Origin of the sequence: Pseudomonas sp. S10E 269 (assembly GCF_002798465.1) — a bacterium.
Classification (GTDB): Bacteria; Pseudomonadota; Gammaproteobacteria; order Pseudomonadales; family Pseudomonadaceae; genus Aquipseudomonas; species Aquipseudomonas pergaminensis.
Window position 1 is genome coordinate 6,166,123 of sequence record NZ_PHIJ01000001.1, and the last position, 15,256, is coordinate 6,181,378.

Sequence of the window (15,256 nt, forward strand, 5' to 3'; positions counted from 1 at the left end):
TTGGGCTGTATTTCAAGGTTGGGACTTGAGAAAAGCGGCCATCACCTGGTTGACCCGCTCCGCCGCCTCCAACTGCACCATATGCCCCTGCCCCGGCAGAATTTCCACCTGGGCATCCAACCCCTCGGCATGCCGGGCGGGGATGATCGCATCGTCACTGCCCCAGATCACCAGGCTCGGCTGCCGGCCCACGCGATGACGTAAGTCCAGCTTCTGTCGTCCGCCCTCGAACAACGCGGTATTGAGCTGCTGCAGCGCCTTGTCTACCCCTTCCAGGCGCTTGAACTTGAGCATGTCCTCCAGCATCTGCCGCGTCACCAGCGCGGGGTCGCTGAACAGTTGGGTCAGTGGCGGCTTGAGGGCATTGCGGTTGCTGGCGTCGGCAAACCCTTGCAAGTAATCGCCGTTGATCTCCTGGCCGAGGCCGGCGCTGGCGATCAGGGTCAATGAGGCAACACGCGCGTGCGCCTGGTCGGCAACGGTCAGTGCGACCAGCCCACCCATGGAATGCCCGGCCAGGTGTACGCGGTCGAGCCTGAGGTGATCGAGCAAGGCCAGCACCGCAAGGCTCAGTTCCTCGGCATCGCCGCTACGCAGTTGCTTGCCCGACTCGCCATGCCCTGGCAGGTCCAGGGCGATTACCCGGCGTTCGGCGGCCAATACCGGTTGATTGAACAGCCAGTTGTTCAGATCCCCCCCGAATCCGTGAATCAGTACCAACGGCGTGCCACCCTCGCCCAGCTCGAGATAGCGCAACAGAAGCCCGCCTATCTCGACTTTCTGCGCACTCGGTCCCGAAGCTTCGGTTTCGGCACTGCTGGAGACAAACCCGGCATTGAAGCTGTCGATCACCGCATCGATTTCCTCTTCGGTGGCTTCGCCCTCCACCACAATCCCCAGCAACGCGCCCACCGGCAGGGTTTCGTCGCTCAGTGCCAACACACGGCGCAGCACGCCATTGAACGGCGCCTCGACACTGCTGGAGAGCTTATCGGTCTCCACGTCCAACACTTCTTCGCCCTTCTCCACCCGGTCGCCGGGTTGCTTGAGCCAGACATCGATGCGCCCCTCGGTCATCGACAGCCCCCACTTGGGCATGGTCAAGGTATGGATCATGCGGCATTCCTCTTGTCGGCGATCTTCAGCACCGCGGCTTCGATCTTCGCGGCGTTGGGGATGTACAGGTCTTCCAGCGCATCGGAGAACGGCACCGGCGTGTGCGGCGCGGTGACCATTTCGATTGGCGCGCGCAGGAAAGAAAAACCCTGCTGGGCGACCAATGCACTGATATCGGTGGCAATCGAGCAACGCGGGTTGGACTCGTCGATCACCACCAGGCGCCCGGTCTTTTCCACGCTTTCGAGGATGCTGTCGGCATCCAACGGACTGGTGGTGCGCAGGTCCAGCACCTCGCAATCGATGCCTTGTCGCGCCAGGCTGGTCGCGGCTTCCAGGGCGATGTGCACCATTCGCCCGTAGGTCACCAGGGTCACATCCCTGCCCTCGCGGACAAAATTGGCTTCACCGAAAGGCACGGTGTACAGCTCTTCGGGCACTTCGCCCTGCAGGCTGTAGAGCATCTTGTGCTCGAGGAAGATCACCGGGTCATTGTCGCGGATCGCCTGGATCAACATGCCCTTGGCGTCATAGGGCGTGGCCGGGCACACCACCTTGAGGCCGGGAATGTGTGTCCACATCGAGGTGAGCATCTGCGAATGCTGGGCGGCCGCCCGCAGCCCGGCGCCGTACATGGCGCGCACTACCAGCGGCGTGGTGGTCTTGCCGCCGAACATGTAGCGGAACTTGGCGGCCTGGTTGAGCAACTGGTCGAGGCAGCAGCCGATAAAGTCGACGAACATCAGTTCGCACACCGGGCGCATGCCACGGGTGGCAGCGCCGACGGCCATGCCCACGTAGCCGACTTCGGACAGCGGCGCATCGAGCACGCGGTCGGGAAACTCCGGGTACAGGCCCTTGGTCACGCCAAGCACACCGCCCCAGGCGTCCTGCTCGCCAGGGGAACCGGTGCCGCCGGACACGTCCTGGCCGATGATGAACACGCTCTGGTCGCGGCGCATTTCCTGGGCCAGGGCTTCGTTGATTGCCTGCTGGTAGCTGATTTTGCGAGCCATGAAATTCTCTCCACGAATTGTTGTTATGAGTGGTAGGCGACGTAGACATCACTGAGCAGGTCGGCGGCCTGGGGCTTGGGATCCGACTTGGCCAGGCGCACGGCGTCGTCGATGAGCTGGGCGACCTCGCCATCGATGCGCTCGAATTGCGCCGCGTCCAGCCAGCCTTCAGTGCTGCAACGCTGGCGGAACAGCGCCAGGCAATCGGCGTGCTCCCGCAGGTTCTTCACTTCATCGGGGCCGCGATAGGTTTGTGCATCGCCTTCGAAATGGCCGTAGAAGCGGCTCAATTTCACTTCGACCAAGGTTGGCCCGTCGCCCTTGCGCGCACGTTCCACGGCAACACCAAGCGCTGCGTGCACGGCGAAGAAATCATTGCCATCGACAATCACCCCCGGCATGCCAAACCCCACGGCACGCTCGGCGATGTCCTTGCACGCTACCGACCAACCGGATCCGGTGGCCTCGGCATAGCCGTTGTTTTCCGCAACGAACAGGCACGGCAGTTTCATGATCGAGGCCAGGTTCATCGCTTCGAACACCGCACCTTCGTTGGAGCCACCGTCGCCAAAGAACGCCACGGCCACGCCCTGGCTGCCCTTGAGCCTGGAGGCCAGCGCCGCACCGGCCGCCAACGGCGCACCCGCGCCGACAATGCCGTTGGCGCCGAGCATGCCCTTCTCCTGGTCGGCAATGTGCATGGAGCCGCCTTTACCGCCACACACACCGGTTTTCTTGCCGTAGATCTCGGCCATCATGCCGAACACATCCACGCCCTTGGCGATGCAATGGCCGTGGCCACGGTGGTTGGAGGCGATGCAATCTTCATCGTTGAGGTGAGCCATGACTCCGGCGGCACTGGCTTCCTGGCCGGCGTAGAGGTGCACAAAACCGGGGATCTCGCCGGTGGCGAATTCCACGTGCAGGCGTTCTTCGAAATCACGAATGGTGCGCATCACGGTGTAGGCATGCAGCAGTTGATCGGTGGACAGGTGAGTGGACATCTTGTTGTTCTCCAGGTTGTCTCGGCACACAGAAGGCTGATCGTGGTCAGCTACAGGGCCTTCAGCACAGCCTGTGCCAAGGCTGTAAAAAACCTGGCATAACCTTGATCCAGAGCGGTTGTCGCAACCCGGCCGGGATCGCAGAATGAGACGCGGCATTGCGACTCGAAGGCGGCATCTCAGCCGGTTTGAGACGCTGCGTCTCATGCCGGGCTGTTGGTCAGGCCGCGCTTGTCGCGCCCGACGCATGCGCGCTTAATGGCGGGCATAACAACAAAGACCGAGAACCGGAGGCCTTATGCTCGCCGCGAACTCCAGGGAGCACGTCGACTGCGTCAGTCGCGTGGTCCGCAATGCCGACCGCCTGCCCCAGGCGCCGGTGCCGTCGCTGATCTTCGATTCGTGGCGGCGCTCCATGGAGCAACACCACCTGGACCCCGGCTCCCTGCAGGGGCCACGCATCCTCAGCGAACCCTTGCTCAAGGAATGCCGCGAACGCGCCGAACTGTTCATGCGCATTGCCGGCGAAGCCGTCGGGCAACTGCATCACCGTGTGCGCCAGGCCGACTACTGCGTGATGCTCACCGATGCCCAGGGCCAGACCATCGACCACCGCGTGGACGCCTCGATCCGCAGCGATTGCCGCAAGGCTGGCCTGTACCTCGGCACCTGCTGGTCGGAAGCCGAAGAAGGCACCTGCGGCGTGGCCACCGTGCTCACCAGTCAATCGGCGGTGACGGTGCACAAACGCGACCACTTCCGTGCAGCCTTCATCGGCCTGACCTGCTCCGCCGCGCCGATCTTCGATCCCCAGGGCAACCTGCTGGGAGTGATGGACGCCTCGGCGCTCAAATCGCCGGATGACCGCCGCAGCCAGCACCTGATACGCCAGTTGGTGGCGCACAGTGCCGAGGCCATCGAGAACGCCTTCTTCATGCACAGCGCCCAGCAGCACTGGGTGCTGCAAGCCCACAGCACACCGGGTTATGTGGACAGCCAGCCCGACCTGCTGCTGGCCTGGGACCAGGACGGCCGCCTGCTGGCCTTGAACAGCAAGGCGCGCCAGGCCTTGCGCCGGCGCTTTGGCCAGGTGCCGGCGCACATCGGCGAGGTGTTCGACCTGAGCGCCTTGCGCGCCGTCACCGACCAGTCCACCCAGCAACTGCATTGGCTGGGAGAACCGGGTGCGCTGCACGTGCGGGTCAACGCGCCCCGACGCAAACAGGCGCGAGCGCCGCTGGTGCCCTTGGTGGATGCCCGTGTCGAAGAACACCTGCGCCTGGCCGTGCGGGTCAAGGACCGCAACCTGCCGGTACTGGTGCAAGGCGAAACCGGCGCCGGCAAGGAAGTCTTCGCCCGCCAACTGCACGAGCGCAGCGCCCGGCGCGGTGGGCCGTTCGTGGCGGTGAACTGCGCGGCGATTCCGGAAAACCTGATTGAGAGCGAGCTGTTCGGCTATGTGGCCGGCGCCTTTACCGGCGCCGCCAGCAAAGGCATGCCCGGGCTGCTGGTGCGGGCCGATGGCGGCACCTTGTTCCTCGATGAAATCGGCGACATGCCTCTGGCCCTGCAGACGCGCCTGCTGAGGGTGCTGGCCGAAGGTGAAGTGGCACCGTTGGGCGCGGCGAAAACCCGCACCGTCGATATCCAGGTGATTTGCGCCAGTCACCGCGATTTGTCGGTGTTGGTCAATGAGGGCCGCTTTCGCGAGGACCTGTACTTTCGCCTCGGCTGCGCGCGCTTCTGCCTGCCGCCGCTGCGCGAGCGCACCGACAAACTGGCGCTGATCAACCGTTTGCTGGAACAGGAAGCGCGCAACAGCGGTATCACGGTGGGTATCGGCCAGGCGGCATTGGAGTTGCTGTTGGGGTACGCGTGGCCGGGCAATGTGCGGCAACTGCGATATGTGCTGGCGTATGCCTGTGCGGTGTGTGAGGGCGGGACGGTGCAGGTGGCGGATTTGCCGGTGGAAGTGCGTGGGGAACGGGTACTGGAGATGGTTGAAGCGAGCGTGAGCCCCGAGCGCCAGGTGGTGCTGGATGCGCTGATTCGCCATCGCTGGAAGCCGTTACCGACCGCGCAGGCGCTGGGGATTTCCCGTGCAACGCTGTACCGCCGCGTCACCCGACTGGGCATCGACATGCCCAACAAAACTCGCTGATTCAACGGGGTCAATACGGTGGGAGGGGGTTTGCCCCAATGGCGGTGAATCAGTCAATACTTCCAGCGCTGACACACTGCTATCGGGGGCAAGCCCCCTCCCACATTGGACTGAGTACCTGTCAGCGGTAGACAAGGCCACCGTCGATCAGCGGCGATTGCCCGGTCATGTAGTCCGCATCCGGCCCGGCCAGGTACGCGACCAGCCCCGCCACATCCTCCGGCGTCTGCGCCCGGCCCAAGGCGATGCCATCCACATACTTCTTGTAGGTCGCACCGACTTCGGCGCCGGTGATCTCGGCCATGCGCTTGTCGATCTCGACCCACATATCGGTGCCCACCACGCCCGGACAGTAGGCGTTTACGGTAATCCCGGCGCTCGCCAACTCCTTGGCCGCCGCCTGGGTCAAGGCACGCACGGCAAACTTGGTGGCCGAGTACACCCCCAGCAACGCAAAACCTTCATGGCCGGCGATGGAGCAGGCGTTGATGATCTTGCCCTTCTGCTTGAGCGCCTTGAATTTCTTACCGGCGGCCTGGATGCCCCACAACACGCCCTGCACGTTGATGCCCAGGGTGCGCTCGACCTGTTCCGGGCTGACGTCCAACAGCGAATCGATCTGCGCCACACCGGCATTGTTGACGATGATGTGGAAGCCACCCAGGGTCAGGTGCGCATGCTCCACCGCCGCCACCACCTGTTCGCGCTTGGACACGTCAGCGACGAACACAGAGGCCTTGCGGCCCAGCGCGACGACTTCGGCGGCCACGGCTTCGAGCTTGGCGCCATTGATGTCCACCAGGGCGATATCGGCACCGTCCTGTGCCAGGCGCAAGGCGATGGCCCGGCCAATGCCCTGCCCGGCGCCGGTCACCAGCGCGACTTTTCCAGCAATACTCATGGCGTTCTCCTGCAATTGATGAGGGAAGCCTTGTCTATCGCAGGTGCGCTGCGGGCTGTCGAGGTGCACATGGATTGGCATGCGGCCTGAGACGGGATGTCTCAAGGTGCGAATCATTCTTGTAAAAGTGCGCACTTATGCCTAGCTTATGCGCCCCCCGCCCGCGCTTTAAGGCCCTGCCCCCATGGTTTTGCGTTTTCGTCCCGTCGTCACCTCACGTTTCGCCCTCGGTCTGCTGCTCAGCGGCGGCATCGGCAACAGCCTGGCGGCTGAAATCGAACTGCCGGCGGTCAAGGTCCAAGGCCAGGATGAGTCCGGCTACCGCAGTGAAACCGCTTCGGTGGGCGGCTTCGACGATACGCCGCTGCTCGATACGCCGGCCTCGATCAGCGTGATCAACGCCGCACTGATCAAGGACCAGCAGGCGCGCCTGCTCAGTGAAGTGCTGCGCAACGACGCCTCGGTGGGCGACAGCTATGCGCCCATCGGTTACTACGAAAACTTTGTGGTGCGCGGCTTTTCGCTGAATGCGGCCAGCAGCTACAAGATCAATGGGCGCACCATCACCGGCGAGCAGAACGTTGCCCTGGAAAACAAGCAGCAGGTGGAAGTGCTCAAGGGCCTGGCGGGCCTGCAGAGCGGAATTTCCGAGCCGAGCGGCGTGATCAACTACGTGACCAAGCGCCCGGAAGATGTGCGTTCGGTGACCGTCTCCACCGACGATCGCGGCAGCGGCTATATCGCAACCGACGTCGGCGGCTGGTTTGGCAGCGAGCAACAGTTCGGCCTGCGCGCCAATGTGGCCCATGAAGACCTCAATTCCTATGTGGAACACGCCAATGGCCAGCGCGATTTTGTGTCCCTGGCCTTTGACTGGAACATCAGCCCCGATGCCGTATTGCAACTGGACGCCGAATACCAGGACAAACAGCAACGCTCGGTGCCGGGCTACCAACTGCTGGGCGGCACCGAGGTGCCACACGATGCCTCGCCGAAGAAATTGCTGGGCCACCAGAGTGGGTCCAGGCAAGTGGGTATCGACTCGCTGAACCTCAACGGCAAGTTTGAATACCGCTTCAATGATCAGTGGAAAGGCAGCGTGAGCGCAGCGCGCAGCAAGGTGGTGATCGATGACTACAGTTCGTTTGCCTATGGTTGCTTCTACGTGGCCGATTGCGGCACCGCCTTCTTCAGCCCCACCGGCGACTATGACGTCTACGACTACCGCAGCCCCGACGACACCCGCCGCGACGACGAAGTGCAGGCAGCCATGACCGGGCTGTTCAACACGGGCAACCTGGGCCATGAACTGACCTTTGGCACCAGCGCTTTTCGCCGAGTGGTCGACAAGCGAAAGTCGGTCAACGAATACATCGGCAGCACCAACATCAACGTCGACGCCCCAACCTTCACCCCCACCGACAAGCCGCTGAACGACAGCCATCGCAACCTCGACAGTCGCCAGTACGGCCTGTTCGTCACCGACCGCATCCGCCTCAACGAGCAATGGCAAACCATCCTCGGTGGCCGCGAAGTGCGCCTGGACGAAAAAGCCTTCGACGGCACCTCTGGCGCCCAGGTACGCCACACCCAGCAATACGTGTTCCTGCCGCAGGCGTCGTTGATCTATAAGCCGGTCGAAAATATCTCGCTCTACACCAGCTACAACAAAGGCCTGTCCCTGGGCGGCCAGGCGCCGTGGACAACCACCAACGACGGCGAAACCCTGGCGCCCACCACCTCACGTCAAATCGAAGCCGGGGTGAAATACGACTGGCGCCGCATCAGCTTTGCCGCCGCCGTGTTCCAGACCCGCCAGGCGTACCAGTACGCCAAACCGAATACCGCTGGCACATTCGACTATGTGCAACAGGGCGAGCAGAAAAACACCGGTCTGGAACTGTCGGCCAACGGCTGGGCCACCGAGCGTCTGCAAATCGCCACCAGCGTCGCGGCGATTCGCGCACGCGTGACCGGAAGTGGTACCGCGGACTACGAAGGTCACCAGGCGATCAACGTGCCCAAATTGCGCGCCAGCCTGTACGCCGACTACGCGTTGCCGTGGGTGAATGGCCTGGCGGTGCTGGGCGGTGTGCAATACAGCGCCAAGAAGTACGCCAATCGCAGCGGCAATGTGGAGGTGGGGGATTACGCGGTGGTGAACGTGGGCAGCCGCTACACCACCCAGGTGAACGGCTATGAGACGGTGTTTCGCCTGAGCGTCGACAACCTGTTCGACAAGCGCTACTGGCGCGACGCGGGCGAGTACTTGGGCGATGACTACCTGTTCCAGGGCGCGCCATTGACGGCGCGCCTGAGTGCCTCGGTGAATTTCTGAGGCTTACTTCGGCATCTTGCGGAAACCCACGGCCAGGCGGTTCCAGCTGTTGATGGTGGCGATTGCCACGCTGAGGTCGACCTGCTCCTGGGCGCTGAATTCGGCGGCCAGTGCGTTGAAGTCTTCGTCGGGCGCGTGGGTGTGGCTGATCAGGGTCAGGCTTTCGGCCCACGCCAGTGCAGCGCGTTCACGTGGGGTGAAGAACGGTGTTTCGCGCCAGGCTGACACGGTGTACAGGCGGCGTTCGGTCTCGCCGCCCTTGCGGGCGTCGGCGGTGTGCATGTCGAGGCAGAAGGCGCAGCCGTTGATCTGCGATACCCGCAGGCGTACCAGTTCCAGCAGTGGCAGCTCGATGGAGAGTTTGCCGACGGCGGCTTCCAGGGCGAGCATGGCTTTCATGGCGTCTGGGGAGGCGGTGTAGAAATCGGTACGGGTTTGCATGGTGATGCTCCAAGGCAGTGGGGATTGATGGCTAGGTTAGTCATCGGCGCTTGGAGGAGGAATATCCAATTTGGGGTAAGAATGGGTGACCAATTGAGTTGGGCTGGTTGGGTACATATCCGTTATTTGGGGGGCTGCCTAAGATCAAAGCACGGCGGCCTGAGTGCTTGAATCAAAGGCAGATACGTGTAGGAGCTGGCTGGCCGGCGATACAGGCGACTCGGTACAGCAGGCACACCCGGGTGATGCCATCGCCGGCAAGCCGGCTCCTACAGGTTGACCGAGGTCGACAGTATGCAACCGGTCGGCTCTAAGTCCGCCGCGTTAAACACGCTGCCCGAACGCAGGCTTGAATCCGTGGGTAACCCGGGTTAGCTGCCCCCAATCAAACCACCCGAGCCATATGCTCCCCAATCCGAGCCCTCAACCACCGCTCCGCCGGATCATTGTCATGCACCCCACTCCACACCATCGACAACTGCGCCTCCTCAATCGCAAACGGCGGATCCTGCGCCCGTAACGAAGTGCCATCCGTCAACGCACACGCCGCATAATCCGGCACCGTCGCAATAATCTGCGTGCCCGCCAACAACGCCCGCAACCCACTGAACTGCGGCACCGCCAACACCACCCGGCGTGCCCGGCCAATCCGGGCCAGGTCCAGATCGATGTTGCCACTCAGGTCCCCCGAAAACGACACCATCGCATGGGGCCGCTCACAGTAGTCATCCAGCGTCAGCGGCTCGGTGCCGTCGTCCCCACGCAAGACCTTGCACGGAATGTCCCGCAACTTCTTGCGCTTGGCATTCGCCGGCAACTCAGTGGTATAGCTCACCCCGACCGTAATTTCACCACTGGCCAGCAGCGACGACATCAGCAAGTAATTGGCCCGACGCACCACCACGATGATCCCCGGTGCCTCTTCGCGCAGTTGGCTGAGCAACGGTGGGAACAGGCCAAATTCAGCGTCGTCCGAAAGGCCAATGCGAAACACCGCGCAACTGGTGGAAGGGTCGAAATCCTTGGCACGGCTGACCGCACCGGAAATGGTGTCCATGGCCGGTTGCAACTCCTTGAGTATCGCCACCGCGCGTGGCGTGGGCTCCATGCCGCGCCCATTACGCAGCAGCAGCGGGTCGTCGAACAGGTCGCGCAGACGGCCCAATGCCGCACTCACCGCCGGTTGGCCCATGAAGAGCTTTTCGGCGACCCGGGTCAGGTTCTTCTCGAACATCAGCGCTTCGAAAATCACCAGCAGGTTCATGTCGACGCGGCGCAGGTCGTTGCGGTTCATGGCGGTATCCAAACAGTAGGCAAGCCCACAGATAAGCACGCCAGACCCTGGCCGGATTGCACGTCTGTGCTGTCTTTTCCACGCCGGTACCTGGCGAAATTAACAACGATTAACTCGTCAGCCGGACGGTCCGGCAACAAGATTAGCCACGTCTACACTGCATCCATTCACCGGGAACGCTCCCATCGACTGCGGATATTTGTCATGGCCCGACTCGAGCAATATGCCCCTCGTTTGTCCGCTTCCGGTGGCCTATGCCCCCGGCGCGAGCGTATCGCCAAGCAACTGATCCTGGCCAACCTGGGCGAAAGCCTGGTGATTGCCGACCTGGCCCAGGCCTGCGCGTTGTCGCGCAGCCATTTTTCCCGTGCGTTCAAGTGCACCACCGGGCTGTCGCCGCAGGAGTGGATCCGCCAACAGCGCATCCAGCGGGCCAAGGAACTGATCGCCAGTTCCACCCTGAGCCTGACGCAAATCAGCCTGGAATGCGGGTTTTGCGACCAGGCGCACTTCTGCCATATGTTCACCCGCAGCGAAGGCGTCAACCCCATGACCTGGCGAAATCACCACTCGCGCCAAAAGCCCCAAGTGATCGCGGCCTAGTGGTCGGTGCGTACCTGGAATATGCTGGCCGCTCCCCTCTTCCCGAGCATGGCCTCCCATGAGTGACCCCGACGACCAGGCCGTGCATTTCGGTCCCTACCGCATCCACCCGCGCCAACGCCTGGTGCTGGAGGCCGGTCGTCCGTTGCGCCTGGGGCGGCGCGCCGTGGATATCCTGCTGATCCTGCTCGAACAGGCCGGCAATGTGGTGAGCAAACAGGAACTGATCGCCCGGGTGTGGCCCAAAAGCGTGGTGGAAGACGGCAACCTGCGGGTGCATATGGCCGCGTTGCGCAAGGCGCTGGGCGATGGCCAGGCCGGGCAGCGCTATATTGTCACTGTCGCCCAGCGCGGCTACAGTTTTGTTGCGCCACTGAGCATCGAACCGATGACGCTACCCACCGAGGGCGCCCCCCAAGGCACGTGCCACAACCTGCCGCTGCGCCGTACCCGGATGCTCGGCCGCCAGGCCCTGATCGACAGCCTGGTGCAGCAACTGCCCGAACAGCGCTTTATCACCCTCACCGGCGCCGGCGGAATCGGCAAGACCACTGTCGCGCTGCGGGTGGCAGAACTGCTGATCGGGCATTACCGCGACGGCATTCGCCTGCTGGACCTGGCGCCGCTGAGCGCGCCGTCGATGATCCTGCCCAATCTGGCCGCCCTGCTCGACCTCACCCACACCGAGCATGAGCCCCTGGTCACGTTTGCCCGCAGCCTGCAGGAACGCCAGGTGCTGCTGGTGATCGACAACTGCGAGCACCTGTTGGACGACATCGCCCTGATCAGCGAAACCCTGCTGCGCCACGCGCCGAGGCTGCACATCCTGGCGACCAGCCGCGAGGCATTACGTGCCGAAGGTGAGTACGTGCAGCGCCTGGAGCCGCTGGCCTGCCCGCCCGCCAGCGGCAACCGCGCCCAGGCGTTGGGCTATCCGGCCCTGCAATTGCTGATCGAGCGGGCCATGTCTCACCAGGACAGCTTTGAACTGAGCGACGCCGAACTGCCGCTGGCGATCGATATCTGCCAGCGCCTGGACGGCATTCCCCTGGCCATCGAGTTGGTGGCGGCGCAGATCGAGCGCTTCGGCCTGCCGGGGCTGCTGGTGCAAATGGAAGACAACTTCCGCTTGCTGACCCGTGGCCGGCGCAGTGCCCTGCCCCGCCATCAAACCCTGCGGGCCACGCTGGACTGGAGCTTTGAGCTGCTCACCGCCTGCGAACAGATCTGCCTGCGTCGCCTGGCGGTGTTTCGCGGGGGGTTCAGCCTGGCCAGCGCGGCGGCGGTGATTGCCGGGGAACAGGTCGCGCCGACCGAGGTGCTGGGCTCGATCACGCAATTGGTCGCCAAGTCGTTGCTCAATGTGGAAGCCGGTGATGACGAGATGGTCTACCGCCTGCTGGACGTCACCCGCACCTATGCCCTGGAAAAGCTCAGCGTCGCCCACGAACTGGACGCCACTCGCGAGCGTCACGCCGAGCGCTGCCTGGCGCTGATGGAACAGGCGCGCGACGATTGGGAGTTGGTCGCCACCCAATCCTGGATCGACCGTTACGCGCCGCTGCGTGAAGATGTCCGCTCGGCCCTTGACTGGGGGCTCGCGCAAGGCGGCGAACACCTGCTGGCGATCCGTTTGACGGTCAGCGCAATGCCGCTGTGGCAAGAGTTGTCGTTGCTCAGGGAACACCGTTTATACGTGGACAAGGCGCTGGCGTTGATGGACCAGGCTATCTCGCCCTGCCCCCGCTTGACGATGCAATTGCAATTGGCGCTGGGCAGCCTGTCCTATCACGCCATGGGCGGTGCCCCGCAGACCATCGCCGCGTTCGTCAGTGCGCGGCGCTTGGCCGAGGCGCGCGAGGACGTCGCGGGGCAGTTGCGTGCGGTCTCCGGGCATATGGCGGTGAACCTGTGCGCTGGCCAGTATCGCCAAGCGCTGGCGCAAAGCGTGCAGTTTGATCGCCTGGACCCACGCACCGACCCGCAACTGGACATCAGTGCTCAGCGCCTGCGCGTACTGGCCCAGCATTACAACGGCAACCAGGCACTCGCCCGGCACAATGCCGAGCAAGTGATCCAACGCATGGCGCACAGCGGCCACCTCAACCGGTTTGCCCACGGCATCGGTGTGCAATACGACCAGAGTGTCGCCTCGCTCACGGTGCTGGCGCGCATCCTGTGGCTGCAAGGCTTTCCCGAGCAGGCCTGGCGCACCGCCAGCCAGGCGCTGGAATTGGCGCAGCAGATCAACCATGGCACCTCCATCTGCTACACCCTCGCGCTGGCGGGCGTGGTCATCGCCCGTTACAACGGTGACGAAGACAGCGCCCAGACCCTGCAGGCGTTGCTGTTGGAACATGCCCACAAGCATTCGGTGCAGCTATTCCAGACCTGGGCAGGCCACTATGCGGGCATCCTTGGGCACAAGGACCTGCAAGGCCTGGGGTTGATCGAAGACATTCTGGTCACACTGGGTTCCCACGCGGTGGACACGCCAGGTTTCGAACGGGCCCGTGCGGGCGACGCGGGCTGGTGCACCGCGGAAATCCTGCGGGTACGCGCCGACACCCTGACCGATGAGCGCGCAGCCGAAGCGCTGTTGCTGGAGGCCCTGGGCCTGGCGCACCAGCAAGGCGCGCTGGCCTGGGAATTGCGCTGTGCGACGTCATTGGCAGGTTTATGGCAGTCCCAAGGCCGCCTGCTGGCAGCGCGGGACTTGCTGGGCTCGATTTACGCGCGGTACACCGAAGGTTTTGCCACCCAGGACCTAGTCCGTGTACGCCGCCTGCTCGACGAGTTGCAGGACAAACGGCCGGCCTGAAAACGGCACCAGGTAATGCCCATAGCCCTGCTGCAAGCGCGCCACCTGCACCGGGTCACGCAGCTGCGCCAGGGCATAGCAGCGCACGCAGTTGAGCAGGCGGTAGCGTGCAAGGCCCGGTCCGGGCTCAAGGCTTAGCAGCGAGGTATTCACCAGGCGCCCGAGCAGATAGGCCAGGTCGGCGTGTTCCAATTCAGTCCCGCTGACCAGCTCGCTCAAGGTGGGCAAGGTCACGGCCATCTTGAATAAACTCAACTGCAGGAACAGCCAACGCTCCGGCAGGCTCAGGCGCTGGTAGGTCCAGTCCAGGGCGGCCGTCAGGGATCGATGGCGTTCCACCGCGGTGCGCCGACCGCGGGTCAGCACGTGTAGGCCCTTGCTCAGTTGCTGTTGCAAGCCGCGCACGCCAAGGGCATCGACTTGGGCGGCCGCCAGTTCAAGGGCCAAGGGAATGCCATCAAGGCGCCGGCAAATATCGCGCAGCGGCGCCAGGTCCTGGGGCCGCAGCACGAACCCCTGCTGACCCGCCCTCGCCCGCGCCACAAACAACTGCACCGCCGGATACGCCAACGCCTGCTCAACACTGCCCAGCGCCGACGGCACAGGCACTGCCAGCCGGGGTACGCGTTGCACCCACTCACCCGCGACCTGCAGGGCTTCACGGCTGCTGACCAGTACGCTGACCTGCGGCGCTTTTTCGCGCAGCACGGCCACCAGGTGCCGGCAGGCGCCGAGCAGCAGGTCGGCACCATCCAGTACCAGCAGGAGCTGGCGGGACGCCAATTGCCGGCCCAGCTCAGTGGCACTGGCGATGGGCTCCAGGTGCAAGGCCGTGGCCAGGTGGCGCAGCATGGCCACTGGCGCCTCGACAGTGGCCAGGTCGACCCACCACACGCCATCCCGGTAGCGCGGCAACACGCGTTCGGCCAACGCCAGGGCGAGGGTGCTCTTGCCGACGCCTGCGCAGCCGGTGAGGGTCATCAATTGTTGCCCGGACAAACGCCGCACCAACACGCCCAGCAGCGCGTCGCAGCCCATCACCGCGCTGAGCCGTGCGCTGAGGTTGTGCCGGGGCTGCGTGGCGGGCAGCCCGCCCTGCAGCTTGGCCGCGAAACAATAGCCACGCTGGGGGTCGTTGAGGATATAGCGCTGCCCATCGAGGGCACGGCGCAGCGCAGCGATGTGCACGCGCAGGTTGTTTTCTTCCACCACACTGTGCGGCCAGACCCGCTCGATCAGGGTCGCCTTACTGATGAATTGCCCAGGCGTTTCGAGCAGCACCGTGAGGATATCCAGCGCACGTCCACCCAAAGGCACCGGCCAGCCAGACTTGCTGACCAGCCGTTGTTGCCGGTGAAAGACATAAGCGCCGAAGCGCAGCGTGCCATCAACGTCAATCGCCTGAGGGTTATTCATGCGTGTAAAAGCGCTGAAACGCCCGGCCTTGGGCGTCTGCGCATCCTTTTCCATGGGCCTGACGCTATCTTGCCACCTGGGGATGACAGGACAATGCTGGCACGGGGAGCGACACGGACATTCGGGTGCCCGAGACGGACATTCT

11 protein-coding genes are annotated in these 15,256 nt (G+C 63.8%); 4 read left to right on the forward strand and 7 right to left on the reverse strand.

Annotated features, from left to right (window positions below; all coding sequences use genetic code 11):
• Positions 1 to 12 precede the first annotated feature (12 nt).
• The 3 genes from CWC48_RS28600 to CWC48_RS28610 are packed head-to-tail and all read right to left on the reverse strand — an operon-like array spanning position 13 to position 3,136.
• The gene (locus CWC48_RS28600; protein ID WP_099493795.1) at positions 13 to 1,116 is read right to left on the reverse strand and encodes an acetoin dehydrogenase dihydrolipoyllysine-residue acetyltransferase subunit; all 1,104 of its coding nucleotides are present in this window, start codon (positions 1,114 to 1,116) and stop codon (positions 13 to 15) included.
• Positions 1,113 to 2,132, reverse strand: coding sequence for an alpha-ketoacid dehydrogenase subunit beta (locus tag CWC48_RS28605; protein WP_071490080.1), 1,020 nt, complete (start codon positions 2,130 to 2,132; stop codon positions 1,113 to 1,115). Before CWC48_RS28605 ends, CWC48_RS28600 begins: the two co-directional genes overlap by 4 nt.
• A gap of 23 nt (positions 2,133 to 2,155) precedes the next feature.
• Complete coding sequence (locus tag CWC48_RS28610; RefSeq protein WP_078048017.1) at positions 2,156 to 3,136, reverse strand: thiamine pyrophosphate-dependent dehydrogenase E1 component subunit alpha; 981 nt, start codon at positions 3,134 to 3,136, stop codon at positions 2,156 to 2,158.
• A gap of 298 nt (positions 3,137 to 3,434) precedes the next feature.
• On the opposite strand from CWC48_RS28610, the gene CWC48_RS28615 reads away from it, so the two are divergent.
• Positions 3,435 to 5,297: a sigma-54-dependent Fis family transcriptional regulator gene (locus tag CWC48_RS28615; protein WP_100490979.1), complete on the forward strand. Its 1,863-nt coding sequence runs from the start codon at positions 3,435 to 3,437 to the stop codon at positions 5,295 to 5,297.
• Positions 5,298 to 5,418: 121 nt separating this feature from the next.
• Here the strand turns inward: CWC48_RS28615 and CWC48_RS28620 are convergent, their stop codons facing one another.
• The gene (locus CWC48_RS28620; protein ID WP_058425756.1) at positions 5,419 to 6,198 is read right to left on the reverse strand and encodes an acetoin reductase; all 780 of its coding nucleotides are present in this window, start codon (positions 6,196 to 6,198) and stop codon (positions 5,419 to 5,421) included.
• A gap of 184 nt (positions 6,199 to 6,382) precedes the next feature.
• Here CWC48_RS28620 and CWC48_RS28625 point away from each other — a divergent pair, with 184 nt between their 5' ends.
• Entirely contained in the window at positions 6,383 to 8,536 is a 2,154-nt protein-coding gene (locus tag CWC48_RS28625; RefSeq protein ID WP_100490980.1) for a TonB-dependent siderophore receptor, read from the forward strand.
• Positions 8,537 to 8,539: 3 nt separating this feature from the next.
• On the opposite strand, the gene CWC48_RS28630 is transcribed toward CWC48_RS28625, so the two are convergent.
• Positions 8,540 to 8,977 carry a carboxymuconolactone decarboxylase family protein gene (locus tag CWC48_RS28630; RefSeq protein ID WP_078048013.1) on the reverse strand — a complete coding sequence of 146 codons (438 nt, stop codon included), beginning with the start codon at positions 8,975 to 8,977 and terminating at the stop codon, positions 8,540 to 8,542.
• A gap of 385 nt (positions 8,978 to 9,362) precedes the next feature.
• Positions 9,363 to 10,271: a LysR family transcriptional regulator gene (locus tag CWC48_RS28635; RefSeq protein ID WP_100490981.1), complete on the reverse strand. Its 909-nt coding sequence runs from the start codon at positions 10,269 to 10,271 to the stop codon at positions 9,363 to 9,365.
• Positions 10,272 to 10,475: 204 nt separating this feature from the next.
• On the opposite strand from CWC48_RS28635, the gene CWC48_RS28640 reads away from it, so the two are divergent.
• Positions 10,476 to 10,874 carry a helix-turn-helix domain-containing protein gene (locus CWC48_RS28640; protein WP_078048011.1) on the forward strand — a complete coding sequence of 133 codons (399 nt, stop codon included), beginning with the start codon at positions 10,476 to 10,478 and terminating at the stop codon, positions 10,872 to 10,874.
• A 58-nt stretch (positions 10,875 to 10,932) separates the two neighbouring features.
• Complete coding sequence (locus CWC48_RS28645) at positions 10,933 to 13,695, forward strand: winged helix-turn-helix domain-containing protein (RefSeq protein ID WP_100490982.1); 2,763 nt, start codon at positions 10,933 to 10,935, stop codon at positions 13,693 to 13,695.
• Here the strand turns inward: CWC48_RS28645 and CWC48_RS28650 are convergent.
• Positions 13,642 to 15,165 carry a winged helix-turn-helix domain-containing protein gene (locus tag CWC48_RS28650; protein ID WP_100490983.1) on the reverse strand — a complete coding sequence of 508 codons (1,524 nt, stop codon included), beginning with the start codon at positions 15,163 to 15,165 and terminating at the stop codon, positions 13,642 to 13,644. The two genes, CWC48_RS28645 and CWC48_RS28650, sit on opposite strands and share 54 nt — an antisense overlap.
• Positions 15,166 to 15,256: the final 91 nt, after the last annotated feature.

What these genes read in the sequence shown, in the direction of transcription:
- CWC48_RS28600 (WP_099493795.1), bottom strand. Translation starts at nt 1,116, where the DNA reads ATGATCCATACCTTGACCATGCCCAAGTGGGGGCTGTCGATGACCGAG.
- CWC48_RS28605 (WP_071490080.1), bottom strand. Translation starts at nt 2,132, where the DNA reads ATGGCTCGCAAAATCAGCTACCAGCAGGCAATCAACGAAGCCCTGGCC.
- CWC48_RS28610 (WP_078048017.1), bottom strand. Translation starts at nt 3,136, where the DNA reads ATGTCCACTCACCTGTCCACCGATCAACTGCTGCATGCCTACACCGTG.
- CWC48_RS28615 (WP_100490979.1), top strand. Translation starts at nt 3,435, where the DNA reads ATGCTCGCCGCGAACTCCAGGGAGCACGTCGACTGCGTCAGTCGCGTG.
- CWC48_RS28620 (WP_058425756.1), bottom strand. Translation starts at nt 6,198, where the DNA reads ATGAGTATTGCTGGAAAAGTCGCGCTGGTGACCGGCGCCGGGCAGGGC.
- CWC48_RS28625 (WP_100490980.1), top strand. Translation starts at nt 6,383, where the DNA reads ATGGTTTTGCGTTTTCGTCCCGTCGTCACCTCACGTTTCGCCCTCGGT.
- CWC48_RS28630 (WP_078048013.1), bottom strand. Translation starts at nt 8,977, where the DNA reads ATGCAAACCCGTACCGATTTCTACACCGCCTCCCCAGACGCCATGAAA.
- CWC48_RS28635 (WP_100490981.1), bottom strand. Translation starts at nt 10,271, where the DNA reads ATGAACCGCAACGACCTGCGCCGCGTCGACATGAACCTGCTGGTGATT.
- CWC48_RS28640 (WP_078048011.1), top strand. Translation starts at nt 10,476, where the DNA reads ATGGCCCGACTCGAGCAATATGCCCCTCGTTTGTCCGCTTCCGGTGGC.
- CWC48_RS28645 (WP_100490982.1), top strand. Translation starts at nt 10,933, where the DNA reads ATGAGTGACCCCGACGACCAGGCCGTGCATTTCGGTCCCTACCGCATC.
- CWC48_RS28650 (WP_100490983.1), bottom strand. Translation starts at nt 15,165, where the DNA reads ATGGAAAAGGATGCGCAGACGCCCAAGGCCGGGCGTTTCAGCGCTTTT.